This window comes from Microbulbifer sp. SE14, assembly GCF_059834885.1.
Window position 1 is genome coordinate 38,265 of record NZ_JCBAJA010000034.1, and the last position, 16,282, is coordinate 54,546.

Sequence of the window (16,282 nt, forward strand, 5' to 3'; positions counted from 1 at the left end):
GGCTGATCGCGCAGGCCTGCATAGTCAGGGAAGGCTAGGGCGGCCGCTCGGCACCCCACTCCAGCACATAAGAAACCCGCCAGCTGGTGGGCTTATAAAATCACAAATATCCTTCCATTTTCTTATATATTTACTTATAATTACTCCCATGAACGATATCAGCTGGACAAGAAAAGCCCTAAAGCAGCTGCGCAGAATCCAAAGCGCCCAGGTGGCGGCCATCCGCGCCGGCGTCCAGCAACTGCGGGAGTTCCCTGGTTGCAACAATGTAAAGCGGCTGGTCAACCACAAGTACGGCTACCGCCTGCGGGTGGGCAACTACCGGGTGTTCTTTGACTTCGACGGCGAGGTCAAGGTGGTCAGTATCGAGGAGGTGAGAAAACGCGATGAACGTACCTACTGATGTGCAAATTATCGAGCAGGGTGGCAAGCCGGCCTTTGCCGTGGTGCCCTACGATGAATGGCTGGAACTGATCGGCGAACGGGATGAAGAGATACATTTCCCGGACGAGGTGGTGGGTTACCACTTCGAGGAAGGCTTATCTCTGATTGCCGCATGGAGAAAGTATAAAAAGCTGAGCCAACAGGAACTGGCGGACAAACTCGGCATAAGCCAGCCGGCAATGGCGCAGATTGAAAAGCCCGACAGCAAGCCGCAGAGAAAAACGCTACACAGGGTGGCCGCGGCCTTGGGGTTGACTGTGGAACAGCTGACCCTGGACGACTAACCCCCACCCCCATCGGGCCGCGTGCTGAGTAGGTGATTGATCAGCGACACCTCGCGGCCCACATCCTGAATTGCCCGCAGTGCCAGCACTGCGGCGATTTCATACCGGTCCAGCGGCAACCCGTCCAGGACTGGTCCCCCCCCCTTGAACGGCTCCAGCGGCCCGGCCCACCGGTTGTTGATAATCCGGTCCAGGGCGGCCGTCTGCTCCTGCTCAGGAAGCTGTCGCAGGTGCCGCAGTAACGCTATGTGCAGCCGATGTAACGGCACCCGATTAACGGCCTGGACATCGTCAGCTTGCTCTGGGGTATCGGTCATGTCGCTCACTATAGACACCTGGGTAGACAGCGGCAGTCCAGGTTTGCCGTACATCAAGTAGCGCTCGGAGATTTCACATCGTGCGCAGATGGCCAGGCGCAACCGGGGTGGAATGGGGGCACCGGACCGGTAGCGGGTAACAGTCCGCTCGCTAACTTGGCACAAGTGTGCCAGTTCTGAACGCTTGCACCCAGAGGCGGCCATGGCCGTGACCAGCCGCAACCCTCGAGCAGTGTCCAGGTCAGCGTCGCTTTCGCTGTCCACCGCAATGTCCATGTCTACGCCGTCCAGCAATTGTCCAGCCTGTCACCAACCGAGTAAGATTCGAGATTCTATCAATAAGTATTTGATTTTACTAAATAAATTGGAAGAAAAAATTTAGTATTACTAAATTATCCAGGGAGACACGATGGCAAAAGTGGACGCCGCGCGAGGTGAGCGACTGTGCGCGGCGATGGACCAGCGGGGCGTGAACAACCTGGACCTGGCCAGGCGCGCCGGCGTGTCTCCCTCGACTGTCACCTTGTGGCGGCAGGGGGCAGAGATACGCTGTGAGCACCTGGCCGCGATCTGTCCATACCTGGACATCACCATCGATCACCTAGTGGCTGGACAGCCGGCCCCGGACCCGCGGGAGCTGCGTCTGCTGCGCTGTTTCCGGGCCCTGGAGCCAAGGATCGGCACAGCGGTATTGCGGCTCGCGGAGGAGTTGGCGGCGACCGAGTGATGGAAGTCACATTTTGTCGCCCAATGTCGCCCAGTTTTACTTGTATGACGAATCCGAATTGGTACTTTTAGGAAGCAAGAACAAAAAAATCGCAGTAGGAATCGCCATGGAATTAGGGATAGAGCCTGGGGTGTTGGTGGATTTGTTTCAGCGGGCCGACAGCAGGGTGCGGCGTGCCGGGTCAACGATTAGTCTGCTGATCAGTGCGGCCAGCGAGCAGCAGCTGGCGCCGGAATGGGAGGATACGCTGGCGCTCCTGCAGGAGGAGCTGGCCAGCGCGCGGGACCTGCAGCGGCAGATCAAGGGGGCGCTGCTGGGCACCCCCAGTGAGGCGGCTTAGGCCTCGGCCTCGATCGTCTCCTGGTATTCCTGCCAGGCTACGCGCGCGGCCATATCGCGGTCGGAGTCCAGGGCGTGGCTTACCTCCTCGCCGTCCAGCAGTACCGAAACTCGCCAGCGTTCGCCCACCTTGTCGTAGGTGATGCGCGGTTTGGCGGGTTTTGGTGGAGTGGGCTGCGCCTCCTTTTCCACCTCTTCGGTTCCTTCCTGCGGTTCAGCCTCTTCGGCTTCCTCCTCGGGCACCTCGATCTCCACCAGCACTTCGGGCTCGCTCTCTTCCACCGGCTTCCAGCGGTTCCCTTGTTTTTCCAGGCCCAGGGCCTCGGCGCAGAGTTCCATGTAGCGCTTGGCTAGGTCGCGGGACGTGGTTGGCTTTTCGGTTTCCAGCAGGCGCTGGGCGATCTTCCGGTTCGGGTCCTCCTGCAGCAGCCGCTTCACCTTGTTGTGCAGCCTCACCGCCGCGTCACCGTTGGCGAAGTCCGGCATTAAGTCGTCGTACTCGGCCAGCCGTTCCAGGCGACTCTTTACGGCTTTGATTTCCGGCTCAAATTCCGGATCGCAGTCGTGCACCTTGAACTGCTTGTAGTGCATCTGCGTGGTCTCGTCGTCGTGGCCCAGCAGCTCGGCGAAGAAGACATCCTCGTCGGCCTTCTCCCAGCGCGGGTCGCGGTTGAACCAGAGCAGGTAACAGATCCGCGCATAGATAGCGCGGGTGTCTTTCAGGGTGCGCTTTTTGTCGGCGAAAAACTGCTTTGCGTGATCGTTCAGCGGCGGTGCCACCCGGCCGTTGATCTTGGCATTCAGGCTGCGGGTGTCGTTCTCCACGCCCTCGGAATACGGCAGCGAGGCCACCTGAGGTAGGGCGCGCAGGTGTTTCATCGCGGACAGCACCGTCTCAGCCGGTGCCAGGGTGTAGATGGTGCGCAGCTCCTCCGAGTCGCCGTCGCGCTTCTTCGCCTGGCCACTGAACTGCAGGCGGTGCGGATCCACTTTGCCGCCGCCCAGCTTGAGGGGGTAAAACTCCCCCTGCACCAGGACCTCGATTGGCCGGCGCCCGGTGGCGGCGCAGAGCGCGAAGGTTAGCGGCGCGATGCCGGCCATGGTGCCGTCACTGGTGGCGGTGGAGGGGTTGGCCAGGAGGCTGGTTATCGCCTGGATGTAGTGGGGGTAGTGGATGGCGACCGCCGTGCGCTTCTTCACCCCCAGCTTTTTTTGTTTGGTCTCGGTGTGGGTTTTGCGAAGGCCCTTTTCCATTCGCAGCGCGTACATGATCTCGTGGTTGACCTTGAGATCATGCAGGTCCTCGAGGAGAGGCTCCACCTCGTCCAGTGTCTTAAACAAGACGGCCTGGACGGCCTGCGGATCGTCGCCCAGCAGCCCCTCCAGCAGCTCACTGTATGCCGGGTTGGCCTTGCGCAAATTGTCCACGGCGCGTTTTGCCGACGGCCTGGAAAAGTCCAGCTTGGCCAGCTTCTGGCGCATTTCGGAGGCCTCGCGCAGCTGCTCTTCCAGGGCTTTTTTGGCCAGTCGCGTTTCCTTCGGCGGCAATCCCTCCAGCTGGCTGATGGCGTCGGCGTGGTGCGGGTAGCGCTTCCCCAGCCACTCCAGGTTGCGGTCCAGCAGGTGGTGCCGCAGCCCCATCTCTTCAAAGACTTTGCGCGCCCTGGACAGGTAGGCGTTGTAGGTGTTGAGGCTGATGCGCCGGTCTTTACGGTCGCCGCCATACCGCCGCTTGTCGCCGAAGATAAGGTGGCGGAACTTCTCGCCTGCGGCTTTGAATTTCCTGGTCTTCTCCTTGATAGGGGCGTCACTTTGTTCGATGGCCATTACCTCGGCCTTCAGCTCAGCCACGAATTTCCGGAAGTCTATTTTCACCTCTGGCATGAGGAACCCTCCTGGTTGGCGTTGTAAAACATACTCAAAATAAACATAACATACTCAAAAGTCAATTCACAACTAAAAAACATACGCAGGACATTAAAACATACACGGGAATAAAATACAATTTATCTATGCCCCGTGTATGTTTTTATACCCAAAATCTAATTATAGGCGCCTATAATTAGAATTTGAGTATGAGTATTATATAATTTGAGTATGTTTGTATTTATGTTTGCGTATGTTTGAGTATTATATTTGAGTATGTTTTTAATTTTGGGTATGTTTTGCGCAGGCGCCCCGCCCAGTCAAAAGAAATTTGAACGGGTGTCTCGTTTACAAAAAGGCTTTTCGTATAAAAGGGGTAAATATCGAACGACCGCAAGCAGGACCCGCCACTGCCGGCTCCCGCGTCTATTGGCCCGCAACCCGCATAAATAAAGGGGTTTCGCCAAAGGGCAACCGGAAGCCAGCCGAGGGAGAGCAAGAAAGGCCGCACAGGCGCTCCCCCGGCGCCCCACTCGCACCAATAGGCGCCAGCAACCAGCGCATAGCACGTCACCCTATTTGGCGCATATTTTTCTACTGGTTTCGACAAACTTAAAAAGTTTGCATTTTTTACGCTACTTGTTGTAAATTTTGACAACCGAACCAATAAGGAGAACAGCATGGACCTGAAACAAACCCTCGAGGTCGCCATCCGCAACAGCCGGGATCTCGCCCGAAACATTGCCACCGCACAGTTTGGCGACGACTCCCCAGAAGCCCGCACCATCACCCGCCGCTGGACCATCACCGACGCCGCCGCGCTGATGGGGGTGTCGACGCAATCCATCCGCAAGGCAGAGGAAGCTGGACGCCTGCCGGCGCCGGACGTGATCGAAAAGGAAGACTGTAACGGCAAGCGGATCACCCGCCGCATGGGCTACACGATCTATCAGATTGACCAGATGCGCGACGTCTTCGGCACCCGCCCCGTTCCGGAGCAGCCGCTGCCGCAGATAATCAGCGTCGCCGGCCACAAGGGCGGCTCGCTGAAAACTTCCACCGCGGTGCACTTCGCGCAGTGGGCATCGATGGCCGGGATGCGCGTGCTGTTCCTGGACATGGACCCACAGGCCACCGGCAGCCTCTACTTCGGCTACGTGGCCGACGTCACCACCCACGCCGGCGACACCGCCCTGCCGTTCCTGCTGGGCGAGCGCGGCGACCTCAGCTACTGCGTCAAGCCAACCTGCTGGCCAAACCTGGACATCATCCCCAGCTGCCTGGCTATGCAGCGTATCGAGTCGGAAATGGAGCGCCGCGCCGAGGCCGGCGAGCTGGAATACGACCCGCACATGATGCTGCGCGCCGGCCTCGAGACGGTGTTCGACAGCTATGACCTGGTGATCATCGACGGCAGCCCGAACCTGGGCATGGGCACGATCAACATGATCTGCGCCGCCGACGCGATCATCACCCCGGCGCCTGCCGACCTGAATGACTACATGAGCACAGCGCAGTTTTTCGAGGGCGCCCGCGACCTGCTGGCCGGCGTCGACCTCGGCGGCTTCGAGCCGGACCTGCGCGTACTGATCACCAAGTACAGCCATCAGACCGGCAGCGGATCCGCCTGGATGGCGGAGCAGATCCGCAAGACCTGGGGCGGCATGGTGCTCAACAATATGGTCAGCCTCACCGACGAGGTGAGCAAAGGGCAGATCCGCATGCGCACCATCTACGAACAGAGCAGCGAGCAGCGCTCCACGCCCTCCGCCTGGGCCAAGGCCCAGAGCATTTGGAACCCGATATTCGAGGAAATCATGACCCGCGTGATCAAGCCGCGCTGGGAAGCCGCAGAGGAGGCCGCCTGATGAAAAACGCCCCTAGCCTGGATAACAGCCAGCCCGCCCCCGAAAGCAAGGCCAGCGAAGCCACGGCGCCCGCGGTGCGCAAAGTAGTCACCCGTACCCCCGTCGCCAAAGCCAAGGTCGGCGACACCTATGAGCACACAGTGCTGGGCCGCAAAGTCACCTTTAAGCTGGTCATCGTCCCCGCCGCCGAGGTCGCCGAGCGCGTCTCGGTCTGGAAGAACAACGAGCGCCTGCAGGAGTTCCTCAACGAGTCCTCCCTCTCCGACATACTCCCCGGCATGCGCGCCGAGGGGCAGGACGTGCCCGCCTTTGGCCGCCCGCTCCCTGGGGGTGGCGTCGAGGCCGCCGACGGCAGTCGCCGGCGCATGGCCGCGATCCTGGCGCCCTGTGACTACCTGATCTGGACGGCGGATCTCACCGACGCGGAAATGGATCATTTCACCCGCGTGGGTAACGAGTACCTGCCGCCCTCCGCCTATGAGCGCGGCAAGCGCTTCCAGCGCCTGGTGGACGAGGGGTGGAGCCTGCGCAAGCTGGCCCAGGAGGAGCGCCTGGACCGCAAGGTGATACAGCGCTGCATCGATACCGCCACGCTGCCGGAAGAGATCCTGCGGCTGTTCCCGCGCATCAACGAGGTCAGCGGCCGCGCCGGCCAGCGGCTGGCCCAGAACCGCACGCCGCAGATGATCGAGTACGCCAAGACCCTCTCCCCCTCGAAAGACGAGGAGCACACAAAGCACCTGATCGACAAGTTGGTGGCCGCCGCCACGCCGCCTAAGCCGGCCGCGCCGCGGCAGTGGAAGGACGACCACTGGTCGATCGGCTACGAATCCGGCAAGGGCCTGCTGATCGAGGTCGGCGAGGAGATACCGGAAAAGGTGCGCGAGAAAATTGAAAAGTGGGTGAAGAAACAACTGGCGGCTGAAGAAGCCTAGGAGGGGAGAATGGAAACAATTCCAGCCAATTTCCACAAGGAAATCTTCGATAGGCTTTCCTTGGTGGTGGCCGACCCGTCCAGCGCCATGGCCTGGATAAAGGATTTTGCTAATACCAACCCTTACAGTTTTGGCGAGGTCGCTCTGACCTACATCGGGCTGGCAGAGGTGGGGGCGGAGCCCGTCTCGGAAAACTTGCAAGTGCTCGCGGACGCAGCCCGCGACCTGCACTCACCACTTTACGCCATCGCGCAACCGATCATCGCCTCTCTGGCTCGCGGCCACCCCTCCAAAGAAGACGCTATGCAGCTGATGAGCTGGGGGCTACCGAACAATGCGCTAGAAGTCGCAGCCGGCACCGACATTGAAAAACTGTTTTCTGACATTGAGACCGGCGATATATCGCCAGCGGTCACCGAAGCGCTGCTCAAGGAAATGAAGCGGAGGTTTTCAAGATGAAATGCAAACACGGCACGATCTTGTACGGCACCCACTGCTTTAACTGCGAGCGCGAGACAGCCGAGACCCACTGGGTGATCAACGTCGGCGGCGGCTACGGCGCCTTCCTGCTGGAGGGCACCGAAGCCGAGGCCGAGGAGATGCGCCGCCACAAGGCCAACTGGGAGCAAGCGGTCGCGCTCAAACGACCGGCCGACGCGGCCGAGGTCGATTCCGATACCCCGTCGCAGTGCTGGAACCACCCGCTCTTCCCTCACCGGGCGAAGGGCTACCGCTACAGCTGCGACTGCGGCGATGCCGACTGTGCGCGCCTACAGGAGGGCGACTGATGCCCAGCAACGAAGAATTTGAGCGGGAAAATCTGGATAGATGGATTGCCGCCTGCCAGTCCGAAACGAACCCGGAAATCCTGAAAAAAATGCGGGAAAAGGTCGAGTATATCCGCCGCTTCGCTGAGGACCTCGGAGACCAGGAGCACGCGGCCGCCCGCAAGCCCTATGTCGAAGCCGCCGAAAATGCCTTGGACAAGCTGGAACCTGCTTGGCGGGCAGAGCTTGAGGCCAAGAGACAGGCAGAACTCGAAGCCGAGGAAAATGCAGCGCGGAAAGCTGTGGAGAGACGCGCAAAAGAGTCCGCCAATTGGGACTGGGATATCCCATTCTAAACCCGCAAATAAAAACGGCGGGGCAACCACCCCGCCGCTGATTGGCGCGCCTTTCCTTTAGTTTACCGTTGACTTAATAGTTAAGTTTTCGTATTCTATCCCCGTGGTTGAGGCAAGGACCACGCAAAAACCAACTCTCGATTAGATAGGAGATGCACTAATGAAAACAGTAACCATTTACCAAGTCACCTGCGACGAAGCCTTCTCCGCCCACGAAACCGGCACCGGCTACAGTCTGGAACCTTGGGGCAGCGACACCGACTACTACAAAGGCAGCGATAACGGCGGCCGGATCTACGTGCTGCCTGAAGGTTACAAAGTCGCCGCCACCACAATGGGTGAAAAGGCCATCTACGATCCCGCTGGCAACCACTGCGAGATCCTCATCCACAGTTCTGGTAATCCCCAACTGGTCAGCGGCGCCCAGCAAATGCCGGTCCTGCAGCTCGCAAAACCTGAATTCGATAGGCTCCACTCTCTGCTGCACACCGGTGACATGGAATCCGGAATCCCCGAAGACAAGTAAACCCACGCGCCCCGCTCCGGCGGGGCGACTCTCGACTCGACAGGAAATATCAAAATGCGACCCCTGGACCACCTCCACACCGCCGGGGCCCTCTACCCCGGCGCCTGGGCGCGCGTGGATGATCTGCGCGCGAGCCGCGGTGTAGATCTGCCAAAGTGGCCCGCCTGGTGCTTTCTCCCGATCGCCGGTTGGTACAGCATCGTCAGCGCCGAACTGCAGGTGCCGCGCCTGTCCGCCGCCACCGTGCAGGACGTGGCGCGCCTCGCGGCCGTGGGTACCTGGCGCTACACGAAAGGGATTTATCGCTTCGACGAGGCCGCCGGCGTGGCCCTGGCCGACACCCTGGTACACGGCGAGATGCCGGTGGAGGTGCTGCTGCGCCTGCCCGAGTGGTGCGTGTACATAGAGACCCCGGGGCGCAACTGGCTGGGCGGCGACCTGCACGGCTTTTTCGCGCACCTGGAGTGGGATCCCAACGACGGGCGCCGCGAGCTGCGCCTGCTGATGGACTCAGAGAGCCTGGGCCTGGTGGCGCAAATACTGCACATAGGACCCTGGACGGTCACCGAGGCCGTGGACCGCTCCCTGGGCGAGACCCGCCGCCAGGCGCAACTGCATGGGCTGGGGGGGATGCTGCCGGCGGATATGACCGATGCGGTGCAGGAGATGGCTGCGAACCTGCACCCGCTGCTGTCCATGCTGCTGTACCTGTGCAGTGAGGCTCCGGAGATAGAGGACCGCGCCGAGCCGGAGGCTCGCCCTGAAAATCCGCAGCCAAAGCGCACCAGAAAATACGGCTGGCGCCTGTTCGAGGCCAGGCGCCCGCGCATCTGGACGGTGGGCGCCGGCATCGGCGAGGCACTGCGGCGTGCGGATCCAGGCGCGCCCGGCGGCCGCCGTGTCTCCCCTCATGTGCGCCGCGCTCACTGGCACGGCTACTGGACTGGCCCCCGCAATGGCGAGCGGCGGTTTATCTACAAATGGCTGCCGCCGACGGTGGTGGCCGCGGCGGAATAGGGGGAATTTCTCCTGATTTACTGTTGACTTAATAATTAAGTTTTTGTATTCTGCTCCCGTGGTTGAGATTAGGGCCACGCAAAAATTCACGACCAGATAGGTGAAACATGAAAGAGCAGAAAATCCCCGCCACCCGCAACGAATCCTGGGGCTTCTGGGGCACGATGGGCGAGCAGGCCGAGGCCGCCTGGCCGCTGGCCATGGCCGCCATTTCCGAAGCCACCAGACAGCCCTACGAGGTGGTGCGCATCTTCCTCGACAGCCGCCACGGCCGCCACTTCGCGGGCGACGTACTGAACCACGGCAACCGCCCGCTGCCCGACGCCATCGACCTCGCCACCGAGCAGTGGATGGCCTGGCGCATCAGCGCAGGCATCGCCCGCAATTCCGGCATTCCCCGCGGCCTGCCCTACCTCACCGGTTTTGTCACCCACGTCGGACTCCAGGCAGAGGCCGAATAAGCAACCAATCGCCGCCCCTCGGGGCGGCTCAGGAGAATCTATGACAACCATGAAAGCCTGGCGCAATCGCATGGGCTGGAACCAACGCGAGGCCGCCGAAGCCTTGGGTGTGACCCTGGCCACCTACCAGAGCTGGGAAAAGGAGCAGCGCTGGCGCGACGGCGCGCACCTGCCGCCGCCGCGCACCGCCCTGCTGGCCGCCGCCGCACTGGAGGCAGGTCTGGCACCCCTGGACGAACACGACGCGGCCTAAGCCCGCCGCTCCAGGCCCACCACCGCACCAGGTGCCTGCGGGCCTGCGAGCTCGCGTAGCGCGTCCTCGGCCTCGATGCGCAGGTAGCGCAGGTGCGCCGCCTCGTGCGGGTACGCCTCCGCCGCCTTGCTGGCCAGGAACCCCAGGGCGCTGCTCACCTTGTCGACCTTGCTTACTTCCATGAATCCATCCTCTTCTTGCTTCTTGTGACATAGCGCCGGCATCCACTCCAATCTGCCTGAACCGGGGCGGCGGGAAAAGCGACGGAATGTGACCAATTGTGGCGCTTGTCCGGCGTTTGCCGGACTACTGTATATTTATACAGTAGTCCGGGCGGTCGTGCACCTGTCGGGAGTGCCCTGCAGCATAGCCGCCCCCGGCTATGCCACCAGGCCACCGGATCCACCATAGCCACCGCCGGCTAGGCTGCAGGCACCTCCTCCGCACTCTCCGCCACCTGCCGCCGCAGCCGCGCGCAGGCCTGGGCGTACTCCTCCTCCCCCAGCTCGCAGCCGATCAGGCGCCGCCCCAGGCGCTCTGCGGCCAGCGCCGTGGAGCCGCTGCCGAGGAAGGTGTCCAGCACCAGGTCGCCGGGTTTGCTGCTGGCGGAGAGGATGTGCTCCATCAGCGCGGCCGGCTTCTCGCAGGGGTGCTTGCCCGGGTAGGCCTGCACCACCGGGAAATCCCACACGTCGGTGTAGGGCACGTGCTTGGTCACCGTGAAGGTGCGCCCGCGGCCCTGGGGGCCGCAGCGGTGGCGGGCGCGGATGGCGTCGTACTCGGCCTTTAAATCGGCATAGGGTTTGAGGCCGGGCACCAGCTGCTGCAGGGTGGCGTAGTGCCTGGCGCTCGGCAGGCTCCACTGGCTGCGGCCGAACCAGTGGCCGCTCATCTGGGTGCCGGTGGCCTTGTCCACGTCCTTGCTGGTCAGCCCGGCGCCGCGCACCGTGTCGTCCAGGTATTTGCGCAGGGGTTCGTAGTGGAAGGGGCGCTTTTGCGGCGGCAGCCGCTTGGCGCTCTCGGCGAAAATGATGCGCTCGGTCTGCGGGAAATACTTGGTCAGGCTCTCCTTGTTGCAGCCGTTCCAGCGGCCGTTGGGCTTGCGCCACACGATGTGGTTCAGCACCTTGAAATATTCCCCCAGTAGCAGCTCGGTCTCGGCGGCCAAGTAGGGGCCGCAGAAGAGGTAGATGCTGCCGCTGGGTTTCAGCACGCGCTGCTATTCGGTCAGCACCTGGCGCAACCAGGCGATGAAATCAGCTTTGGTTTTCCACTGGCGGTCCCAGGCGGCGTCGACCACGCGGAAGTACGGCGGGTCGACGGCGATCAGGTCGATGCAGTCGTCAGGCAGCTGGCGCAGCAGTGCCAGGCAGTCGGATTTGATCAGTCGGATGTTGTTGAGGTCTAGCTCCATCGGTTGCTCCAATCGCAGACGCTCGGCGGCGTTCGATCGGGGCACTCGCGGTGCTCGGGGATAGGGTGTTCACCCGCTTACAGCGCGGGCATTTGATTTCCAGGTGGGTGGCCACATAGCGGGCCAGCAGGCGGTTGCAGGCGCGACAGCGGAAGTCGCGCGCGGCGGGTTCTGTCATGGAGTCGTTTCTCACAAATGCTCAATGTGATAGCCTCCGCGCCGCTGTGATCACAGCAGTGGGGCCTCGGCGGACTCGCATGGGTAACTCATGCGGGAAAGCGCGCGGCCGGTGTTCGCAGCACCGGGCGCGCGCCTCACTTCTAGGGGTCAGGCAAAAACGCCGAAACAGTCCGGCGGGGTATAGGTGTACTGGCCGCCCTCGCCGTCCGGCAGGGTCTGCGGGCTGCGGTCGTAGACGCTGTCGTAAATCGCCAGGGCCTCGGCATCGGCGAAGAGCACGTCGAAGGCGGCCTGGGGGTTGCCCGGGTCCACCGGTGCGCTGGCCAGCACCTGTAGGGACTGCACGGATTCCAGCAGCGCCAGGTCGTGCACCCGCAGCAGCGCGAGGGACTGGCCGGCGGCGCTCTTGATGGTGGGGGTTTTGGTGACCAGGAACTCGACTTCTCCGGTTCCTTCATCCACGCTGACATAGTCCGGCAGCGCCGCCTGCAGCTCGCTGGCGAGTACGGAGACGTCCGGGCAGTAGGTTATTGCGTCGTGCATAGCCACCTCCATTACAGCAGCATCACTTCGGTTGCGGTCAACTGCACATCGTAAATGCGAAAATCCTCGATGTGCCCGGACCAGGGTTGACCGGCAACACCTGAGCCAATTTTCAATGTTTGCGGATTTCCCGTGTTACTCGACGGAGCCTGCGTGCCTGAACCGCCCAGCTCTCCATCTTTATACAGAGCCACCTCATCGCCATTCACCGTAACAACCGCAGTAAATGGTACCAAGTCTTCGATAGGCGAAAGGCCTATAGTATTAACGCCACCACCATTCCTGTAGTAAGTGAGATGGTCAGTATCTCCGTTGTTCCGCAACAGTGAGTAGGTGAAATCTGACTCTTCAAAACCTATCAATCCCACGGATAGTTTTGGTTGGCCGAGCCTGTCTGCCCTTACTGAGTATGAAAAAGTGTCTATCCTCCTAGTGAGGTCCGGATGATTGCCGACAAACGGCAGGGACAGATCATCCGAAGACCTGGTGACCGTCGTTGCCACTGTTGGAATATAACTGCTGGCAAAAGGAAGCTCCTCAAGCTGTGCCCCCCATATGTAGGTGTACGACAGCCCGTCACCAACATAGGACTGCACAGAGCCGTCGGAACTGCGGTGCACTATTGGCCTAACTCCTCTGGTTTCTCCTGTCAGGGTGCCAGTCACACTCCACCTGTACCAGCCATTGGCAAGCGGTATAAAACTGTATGCTCCGTTAGCGCCTGTTACCACGCCGTTGTCCAGGTCTACGTCGATTGTCGCATCCGCCGAAATGCCAAGGCGGATATAGCGCTTGTTACCCTTCTTAACAAAACCTGAAGCCGTATAGGTATTCCCGACCGTGAAGGTGTAAACAGTCTGGATAAGATGTTCCCCATCCGAGGTGCTTTCCGTGAATTTTTCGGCCGTGCTTAATCCGTCCGGCGCCATGGTGTCATCTGCGGTTATCGCTCCTCCCGACTTAATCCAGTAGCTAGAATCGATCTCCTCGCTGCGCAAAACCAAATTTGTGCTGCTGCCCTCCATCAGCAGCCCCTGCTTCTCGAAGCGCGGCTCGTCGATAGCCGCGGTCTTCAGCACGCCATAGCGATCGATGTAGGTGGCCGTAGTCGAGCGACTAAAGGTCAAGGCCCCCTGGTAGATGCCATCAAGAGAGTTCTTCAGGCGCAGGTGCACTAATGGTTTGGTCAGCCGCCCGATCGCCCCCGCCAGCGGCTCTACGGCAATCTGCGCCGCATTGGCCTCGTGGGTGGCGGCGGCGCTGGCGCTGCTGGAGGCCAGGCTGGCATAGCCGGCGGCACCATCGCGGTCTGTAGCAGCGGCATCCGCCGCGGCCTTGGCCTGCAGCATCATGGATTCCACGATACCCGCCAGCGGGTTGCCGGGCTGGTAGTCGAGGATCAGCAGGTCATTCAGCGTCGCGTCGGCGCCGTCCTCGATGAGGACGTGGCCGATCAGGGACGAGGCGCCGCCGTAGGTCAGGCGCACGGCGTAGTAGCCGTTGGCCAGGGTTTTGTCGTAGGCGCCGCTCGCGTCGGTGGTGAAGGTGCTGCTGGCGGTCTTGACCACGGTGCCGGCGTCGTTGCGCACCGCGGTCAGTTCCACTGTGGCCGATCCCAGGGCGGTGCCGTCTGGCTGGGTCAGGGTGCCGGTAATGCGTCTGCTCATGAGGTCTCCGGAATTTGTGTTACTGCCGAGGCGCTCAGGCGCCCATCCATTTGCGCAGCACGGCACTGGCTCCGCCTAGGTCCGGCACCGGCTGGCCGGTGGCGGCGGCATAGCGGGAGTGCTTTTCCTTGGTGCGCAGGCCGAAGTAGGCGCGCAGCAGGACTGTCGGCAACGCCAGCAGGGTGCCCACTAGCGGCCAGCTGTTGCTGAGTTCCTTCAGCGGGTCGCTGCTCTTGTACACAGCGAAAGCCAGGCACGCCGTCACCAGCAGCCCGATACCGACGACAAACCAAGCCATCAGCAGCGCGATCTCCGGGCGCGTACTGCCGCCGACCTTGTCCACCTCCGCCATGGCCTGCACGTTCGCGGTGAAGTTGTCGCTCTCTTTCATTTCCAGCTGGATCAGCTGGCCGAAGATGGCCGCCTGCTGCTCCGGCGGCAGGGACTCCACCTTCGCCAGCACCTCCTGGCCGGTGGCCTGCTCCGGCAGTTTTTGGTCGTCCGGCAGGAAGGCGTTCACCGCGGCCAGGGCGGCGGCGCCCCAAGGGGTGGCGGAGACCAGCGGCGCGGCGATGGTGGCCGCGCCGCGCAGTATGGATTTGACGTTGATGCCCATGGCTGGGTCCTCGCAGGTTGAAAATTAAAAAGGGTCAGCTGCCGATGGCTACGCGCAACTGCACGGCGCGCTCCACCGCCTCCACGCGCCACTGGCCTTTCTCGACCTCTTCGATAACGTCGCCCTCGGCGATGGCGCTGCAGACCAGCGTCGTCACCTTGGCCGGGGTCTGGTAGGGCGTGCCGCCCGCACTGGTGAGCACGACGTTTTCCCCATCGACAAAGGCGGAGGTGTTCTTGTAGGCGAACTGGTCCGGGGAGCCGTCGTTGTCCAGGTCGATGTTCTGGCGGGTCTGGGTGACGCGCACGATATCGCCGGAAAAGATGGTGTTGGTCAGCTGGTAGAAGTACTCGTCCGCGCCGGCGTTGTTGACCGTTGCGGCTGTAAATTCGATGGCCATGGGTTTCCTCGCAATAAAAAACCGCCCGCGGCGGTGCCGGGGGCGGTTTCTGTTCAGGGTTTTTAATTAGGGCTTGTAGGTGCCGTTGTGGGTGATCACCCGGTGCTGCGCGTCCACGCCGGCGGCGTAGCTGATGCCGCCCACCGAGATTTTGTAGACCCGCTGCAGGCCCACACACTGAACCTCGGCCACCCGCTCCCAGGTGAGCGGCTCGTCCTCGTGCAGCACGCCGAGCAGCACGCCGCGGCAGTCCTGCGCCTCGTAGACGATGCCGTCGCGGTCGGTGACCGGGGTCTGGCGGCTGCAGATCACCTGGGCGCCGCTGTCCATGGTCAGCAGCACGCAGGGCACGTCGTCCTCCGGCCTCACCTCCTGGATGCGCGCGAGGTGGGTGTCCGGCTCGCCGGTGTCCCAGCAGTCCAGCAGGTCGCCCGCCTGGCAATGGTCCGCCAGCAGGCCCTCGCGCAACCAAGTGCCGGCGGCGACGCAGTAGGGGTCGTCCGGCAGGGTGCCGCCGCCGCCGTCCGAGGGCGTGGTGATGGTGCCCACCGCACGGCGCCAGGTGCTGGCGGCCAGGGTGGGGAAATTGGTGGTGGCGTAGTAGGTGACGCTGCCGCCCTGGTAGCCCGGATCGTCGCAGTAGACGTAATACTTGGTATTAAACGACAGCCCGGTGATGCTGCCGCTGTTGTAGTTGATGGTGCCGTAGCCGTACTGCACCGTGTGCGCGGCGATGGTGATCTTGGCGCTGCTGCCGTTGTCCGAGGCCGACAGCGCCGAGTTGGTCGGCAGGCTGGCGATGGCGGACTGCACCATCGGCAGGTTGCGCTGGTCCTGCACTTCGACCACATCGATCTTGACGTAGTCGATCAGCGTATCGCCCAATTTCTCGTTATAGTTGCAGTAAAAAATCGGCGTGATGAAGCGGACGTTGGCCTGCATCTTGGCCGGGTTGCCGATATGGTTGGCGCCGCGGGTGCCGCTGTATTCGGCATTGCCGGCGGCGTTGCCCTTGACATAGGCGACCAGCACCTCCCACCCCAAACCGGCGAGCTGCAGGTTGGAAGCGAGCACATAATGCTGGCTGCCGTAGCTGTTGGAACCACTCGCATTGCAGGGGTTGCCGGCCGCATCGAAACCGGCCAGGCCCGCGTACATGGCCCTGGATGTATCCTCGCTGTTGTAGACGTAGACCCGGGCCTCGATCCGGTACAGCTTTTTCGGGTCGAAGGGCACCTTTTCCTCGTGGCGCATCGTGACGCCGTCATAAAGGCGCGCCGCGCCGCCGCCGACACTGCTGGA

The 16,282-nt window shown here is 61.9% G+C and carries 23 protein-coding genes and 1 pseudogene; 13 read left to right on the plus strand and 11 right to left on the minus strand.

Annotated features, from left to right (window positions below):
• The first annotated feature begins 148 nt into the window (after positions 1-148).
• A complete protein-coding gene (locus AC6R19_RS19410) occupies positions 149-403 on the plus strand; it encodes a type II toxin-antitoxin system RelE family toxin (protein WP_500581510.1) in 255 nt (84 codons plus the stop codon).
• Positions 387-728 carry a helix-turn-helix domain-containing protein gene (locus AC6R19_RS19415; protein ID WP_500581511.1) on the plus strand — a complete coding sequence of 114 codons (342 nt, stop codon included), beginning with the start codon at positions 387-389 and terminating at the stop codon, positions 726-728. Before AC6R19_RS19410 ends, AC6R19_RS19415 begins: the two co-directional genes overlap by 17 nt.
• Here the strand turns inward: AC6R19_RS19415 and AC6R19_RS19420 are convergent.
• Positions 725-1,054 (minus strand): hypothetical protein, encoded by a 330-nt coding sequence (locus AC6R19_RS19420; protein ID WP_500581512.1) that lies wholly within the window; start codon positions 1,052-1,054, stop codon positions 725-727. The two genes, AC6R19_RS19415 and AC6R19_RS19420, sit on opposite strands and share 4 nt — an antisense overlap.
• A 400-nt stretch (positions 1,055-1,454) precedes the next feature.
• On the opposite strand from AC6R19_RS19420, the gene AC6R19_RS19425 reads away from it, so the two are divergent.
• Both AC6R19_RS19425 and AC6R19_RS19430 read left to right on the plus strand, forming a co-directional pair.
• Positions 1,455-1,772 (plus strand): helix-turn-helix domain-containing protein, encoded by a 318-nt coding sequence (locus tag AC6R19_RS19425; RefSeq protein ID WP_500581513.1) that lies wholly within the window; start codon positions 1,455-1,457, stop codon positions 1,770-1,772.
• A 106-nt stretch (positions 1,773-1,878) separates the two neighbouring features.
• Positions 1,879-2,112: a hypothetical protein gene (locus AC6R19_RS19430; RefSeq protein ID WP_500581514.1), complete on the plus strand. Its 234-nt coding sequence runs from the start codon at positions 1,879-1,881 to the stop codon at positions 2,110-2,112.
• Here the strand turns inward: AC6R19_RS19430 and AC6R19_RS19435 are convergent.
• Positions 2,109-3,995 carry a protelomerase family protein gene (locus AC6R19_RS19435; protein WP_500581515.1) on the minus strand — a complete coding sequence of 629 codons (1,887 nt, stop codon included), beginning with the start codon at positions 3,993-3,995 and terminating at the stop codon, positions 2,109-2,111. The genes AC6R19_RS19430 and AC6R19_RS19435 overlap by 4 nt on opposite strands.
• 662 nt (positions 3,996-4,657) lie before the next feature.
• Between AC6R19_RS19435 and AC6R19_RS19440 the strand changes: the two genes are divergently transcribed.
• From AC6R19_RS19440 to AC6R19_RS19480, 9 genes are all read left to right on the plus strand, one after another.
• On the plus strand, positions 4,658-5,845 hold the full coding sequence (locus AC6R19_RS19440; protein ID WP_500581516.1) for an AAA family ATPase: 1,188 nt from the start codon (positions 4,658-4,660) through the stop codon (positions 5,843-5,845).
• Positions 5,845-6,780, plus strand: coding sequence for a ParB/RepB/Spo0J family partition protein (locus AC6R19_RS19445; protein ID WP_500581517.1), 936 nt, complete (start codon positions 5,845-5,847; stop codon positions 6,778-6,780). Before AC6R19_RS19440 ends, AC6R19_RS19445 begins: the two co-directional genes overlap by 1 nt.
• A gap of 9 nt (positions 6,781-6,789) precedes the next feature.
• On the plus strand, positions 6,790-7,239 hold the full coding sequence (locus tag AC6R19_RS19450; RefSeq protein WP_500581518.1) for a hypothetical protein: 450 nt from the start codon (positions 6,790-6,792) through the stop codon (positions 7,237-7,239).
• Positions 7,236-7,568, plus strand: a complete 333-nt coding sequence (locus tag AC6R19_RS19455; RefSeq protein ID WP_500581519.1) for a hypothetical protein — start codon at positions 7,236-7,238, stop codon at positions 7,566-7,568. Before AC6R19_RS19450 ends, AC6R19_RS19455 begins: the two co-directional genes overlap by 4 nt.
• Positions 7,568-7,903, plus strand: coding sequence for a hypothetical protein (locus AC6R19_RS19460; protein WP_500581520.1), 336 nt, complete (start codon positions 7,568-7,570; stop codon positions 7,901-7,903). The genes AC6R19_RS19455 and AC6R19_RS19460 overlap by 1 nt, the downstream gene beginning before the upstream one ends.
• 160 nt (positions 7,904-8,063) lie before the next feature.
• Positions 8,064-8,429 (plus strand): hypothetical protein, encoded by a 366-nt coding sequence (locus tag AC6R19_RS19465; RefSeq protein WP_500581521.1) that lies wholly within the window; start codon positions 8,064-8,066, stop codon positions 8,427-8,429.
• A 54-nt stretch (positions 8,430-8,483) separates the two neighbouring features.
• Positions 8,484-9,446, plus strand: a complete 963-nt coding sequence (locus tag AC6R19_RS19470; RefSeq protein WP_500581522.1) for an AcrVA2 family anti-CRISPR protein — start codon at positions 8,484-8,486, stop codon at positions 9,444-9,446.
• A gap of 107 nt (positions 9,447-9,553) precedes the next feature.
• Complete coding sequence (locus tag AC6R19_RS19475; RefSeq protein WP_500581523.1) at positions 9,554-9,907, plus strand: hypothetical protein; 354 nt, start codon at positions 9,554-9,556, stop codon at positions 9,905-9,907.
• A 40-nt stretch (positions 9,908-9,947) separates the two neighbouring features.
• Positions 9,948-10,160, plus strand: a complete 213-nt coding sequence (locus tag AC6R19_RS19480; RefSeq protein WP_500581524.1) for a helix-turn-helix domain-containing protein — start codon at positions 9,948-9,950, stop codon at positions 10,158-10,160.
• Here AC6R19_RS19480 and AC6R19_RS19485 read toward each other — a convergent pair.
• The 9 genes and pseudogenes from AC6R19_RS19485 to AC6R19_RS19525 form a co-directional block, all read right to left on the minus strand.
• Complete coding sequence (locus tag AC6R19_RS19485; RefSeq protein ID WP_500581525.1) at positions 10,157-10,384, minus strand: hypothetical protein; 228 nt, start codon at positions 10,382-10,384, stop codon at positions 10,157-10,159. The genes AC6R19_RS19480 and AC6R19_RS19485 overlap by 4 nt on opposite strands.
• 197 nt (positions 10,385-10,581) lie before the next feature.
• Complete coding sequence (locus AC6R19_RS19490) at positions 10,582-11,373, minus strand: DNA-methyltransferase (protein ID WP_500581526.1); 792 nt, start codon at positions 11,371-11,373, stop codon at positions 10,582-10,584.
• Between the two features lie 6 nt (positions 11,374-11,379).
• Positions 11,380-11,574 carry a hypothetical protein gene (locus AC6R19_RS19495; protein WP_500581527.1) on the minus strand — a complete coding sequence of 65 codons (195 nt, stop codon included), beginning with the start codon at positions 11,572-11,574 and terminating at the stop codon, positions 11,380-11,382.
• Positions 11,504-11,752 carry a Com family DNA-binding transcriptional regulator gene (locus tag AC6R19_RS19500; protein WP_500581528.1) on the minus strand — a complete coding sequence of 83 codons (249 nt, stop codon included), beginning with the start codon at positions 11,750-11,752 and terminating at the stop codon, positions 11,504-11,506. Before AC6R19_RS19500 ends, AC6R19_RS19495 begins: the two co-directional genes overlap by 71 nt.
• Positions 11,753-11,901: 149 nt before the next feature.
• Positions 11,902-12,297, minus strand: a complete 396-nt coding sequence (locus tag AC6R19_RS19505; protein WP_500581529.1) for a hypothetical protein — start codon at positions 12,295-12,297, stop codon at positions 11,902-11,904.
• Between the two features lie 11 nt (positions 12,298-12,308).
• Entirely contained in the window at positions 12,309-13,964 is a 1,656-nt protein-coding gene (locus tag AC6R19_RS19510) for a phage head spike fiber domain-containing protein (RefSeq protein WP_500581530.1), read from the minus strand.
• 34 nt (positions 13,965-13,998) lie between these two features.
• Positions 13,999-14,580, minus strand: coding sequence for a hypothetical protein (locus AC6R19_RS19515; RefSeq protein ID WP_500581531.1), 582 nt, complete (start codon positions 14,578-14,580; stop codon positions 13,999-14,001).
• A 34-nt stretch (positions 14,581-14,614) separates the two neighbouring features.
• The gene (locus tag AC6R19_RS19520; RefSeq protein WP_500581532.1) at positions 14,615-14,980 is read right to left on the minus strand and encodes a hypothetical protein; all 366 of its coding nucleotides are present in this window, start codon (positions 14,978-14,980) and stop codon (positions 14,615-14,617) included.
• A 66-nt stretch (positions 14,981-15,046) separates the two neighbouring features.
• Positions 15,047-16,282 (minus strand): annotated as a pseudogene (locus AC6R19_RS19525) (hypothetical protein); the annotation flags it as partial.

What these genes read in the sequence shown, in the direction of transcription:
- AC6R19_RS19410 (WP_500581510.1), top strand. Translation starts at nt 149, where the DNA reads ATGAACGATATCAGCTGGACAAGAAAAGCCCTAAAGCAGCTGCGCAGA.
- AC6R19_RS19415 (WP_500581511.1), top strand. Translation starts at nt 387, where the DNA reads ATGAACGTACCTACTGATGTGCAAATTATCGAGCAGGGTGGCAAGCCG.
- AC6R19_RS19425 (WP_500581513.1), top strand. Translation starts at nt 1,455, where the DNA reads ATGGCAAAAGTGGACGCCGCGCGAGGTGAGCGACTGTGCGCGGCGATG.
- AC6R19_RS19430 (WP_500581514.1), top strand. Translation starts at nt 1,879, where the DNA reads ATGGAATTAGGGATAGAGCCTGGGGTGTTGGTGGATTTGTTTCAGCGG.
- AC6R19_RS19435 (WP_500581515.1), bottom strand. Translation starts at nt 3,995, where the DNA reads ATGCCAGAGGTGAAAATAGACTTCCGGAAATTCGTGGCTGAGCTGAAG.
- AC6R19_RS19440 (WP_500581516.1), top strand. Translation starts at nt 4,658, where the DNA reads ATGGACCTGAAACAAACCCTCGAGGTCGCCATCCGCAACAGCCGGGAT.
- AC6R19_RS19445 (WP_500581517.1), top strand. Translation starts at nt 5,845, where the DNA reads ATGAAAAACGCCCCTAGCCTGGATAACAGCCAGCCCGCCCCCGAAAGC.
- AC6R19_RS19450 (WP_500581518.1), top strand. Translation starts at nt 6,790, where the DNA reads ATGGAAACAATTCCAGCCAATTTCCACAAGGAAATCTTCGATAGGCTT.
- AC6R19_RS19455 (WP_500581519.1), top strand. Translation starts at nt 7,236, where the DNA reads ATGAAATGCAAACACGGCACGATCTTGTACGGCACCCACTGCTTTAAC.
- AC6R19_RS19460 (WP_500581520.1), top strand. Translation starts at nt 7,568, where the DNA reads ATGCCCAGCAACGAAGAATTTGAGCGGGAAAATCTGGATAGATGGATT.
- AC6R19_RS19465 (WP_500581521.1), top strand. Translation starts at nt 8,064, where the DNA reads ATGAAAACAGTAACCATTTACCAAGTCACCTGCGACGAAGCCTTCTCC.
- AC6R19_RS19470 (WP_500581522.1), top strand. Translation starts at nt 8,484, where the DNA reads ATGCGACCCCTGGACCACCTCCACACCGCCGGGGCCCTCTACCCCGGC.
- AC6R19_RS19475 (WP_500581523.1), top strand. Translation starts at nt 9,554, where the DNA reads ATGAAAGAGCAGAAAATCCCCGCCACCCGCAACGAATCCTGGGGCTTC.
- AC6R19_RS19480 (WP_500581524.1), top strand. Translation starts at nt 9,948, where the DNA reads ATGACAACCATGAAAGCCTGGCGCAATCGCATGGGCTGGAACCAACGC.
- AC6R19_RS19485 (WP_500581525.1), bottom strand. Translation starts at nt 10,384, where the DNA reads ATGCCGGCGCTATGTCACAAGAAGCAAGAAGAGGATGGATTCATGGAA.
- AC6R19_RS19495 (WP_500581527.1), bottom strand. Translation starts at nt 11,574, where the DNA reads ATGGAGCTAGACCTCAACAACATCCGACTGATCAAATCCGACTGCCTG.
- AC6R19_RS19500 (WP_500581528.1), bottom strand. Translation starts at nt 11,752, where the DNA reads ATGACAGAACCCGCCGCGCGCGACTTCCGCTGTCGCGCCTGCAACCGC.
- AC6R19_RS19505 (WP_500581529.1), bottom strand. Translation starts at nt 12,297, where the DNA reads ATGCACGACGCAATAACCTACTGCCCGGACGTCTCCGTACTCGCCAGC.
- AC6R19_RS19510 (WP_500581530.1), bottom strand. Translation starts at nt 13,964, where the DNA reads ATGAGCAGACGCATTACCGGCACCCTGACCCAGCCAGACGGCACCGCC.
- AC6R19_RS19515 (WP_500581531.1), bottom strand. Translation starts at nt 14,580, where the DNA reads ATGGGCATCAACGTCAAATCCATACTGCGCGGCGCGGCCACCATCGCC.
- AC6R19_RS19520 (WP_500581532.1), bottom strand. Translation starts at nt 14,980, where the DNA reads ATGGCCATCGAATTTACAGCCGCAACGGTCAACAACGCCGGCGCGGAC.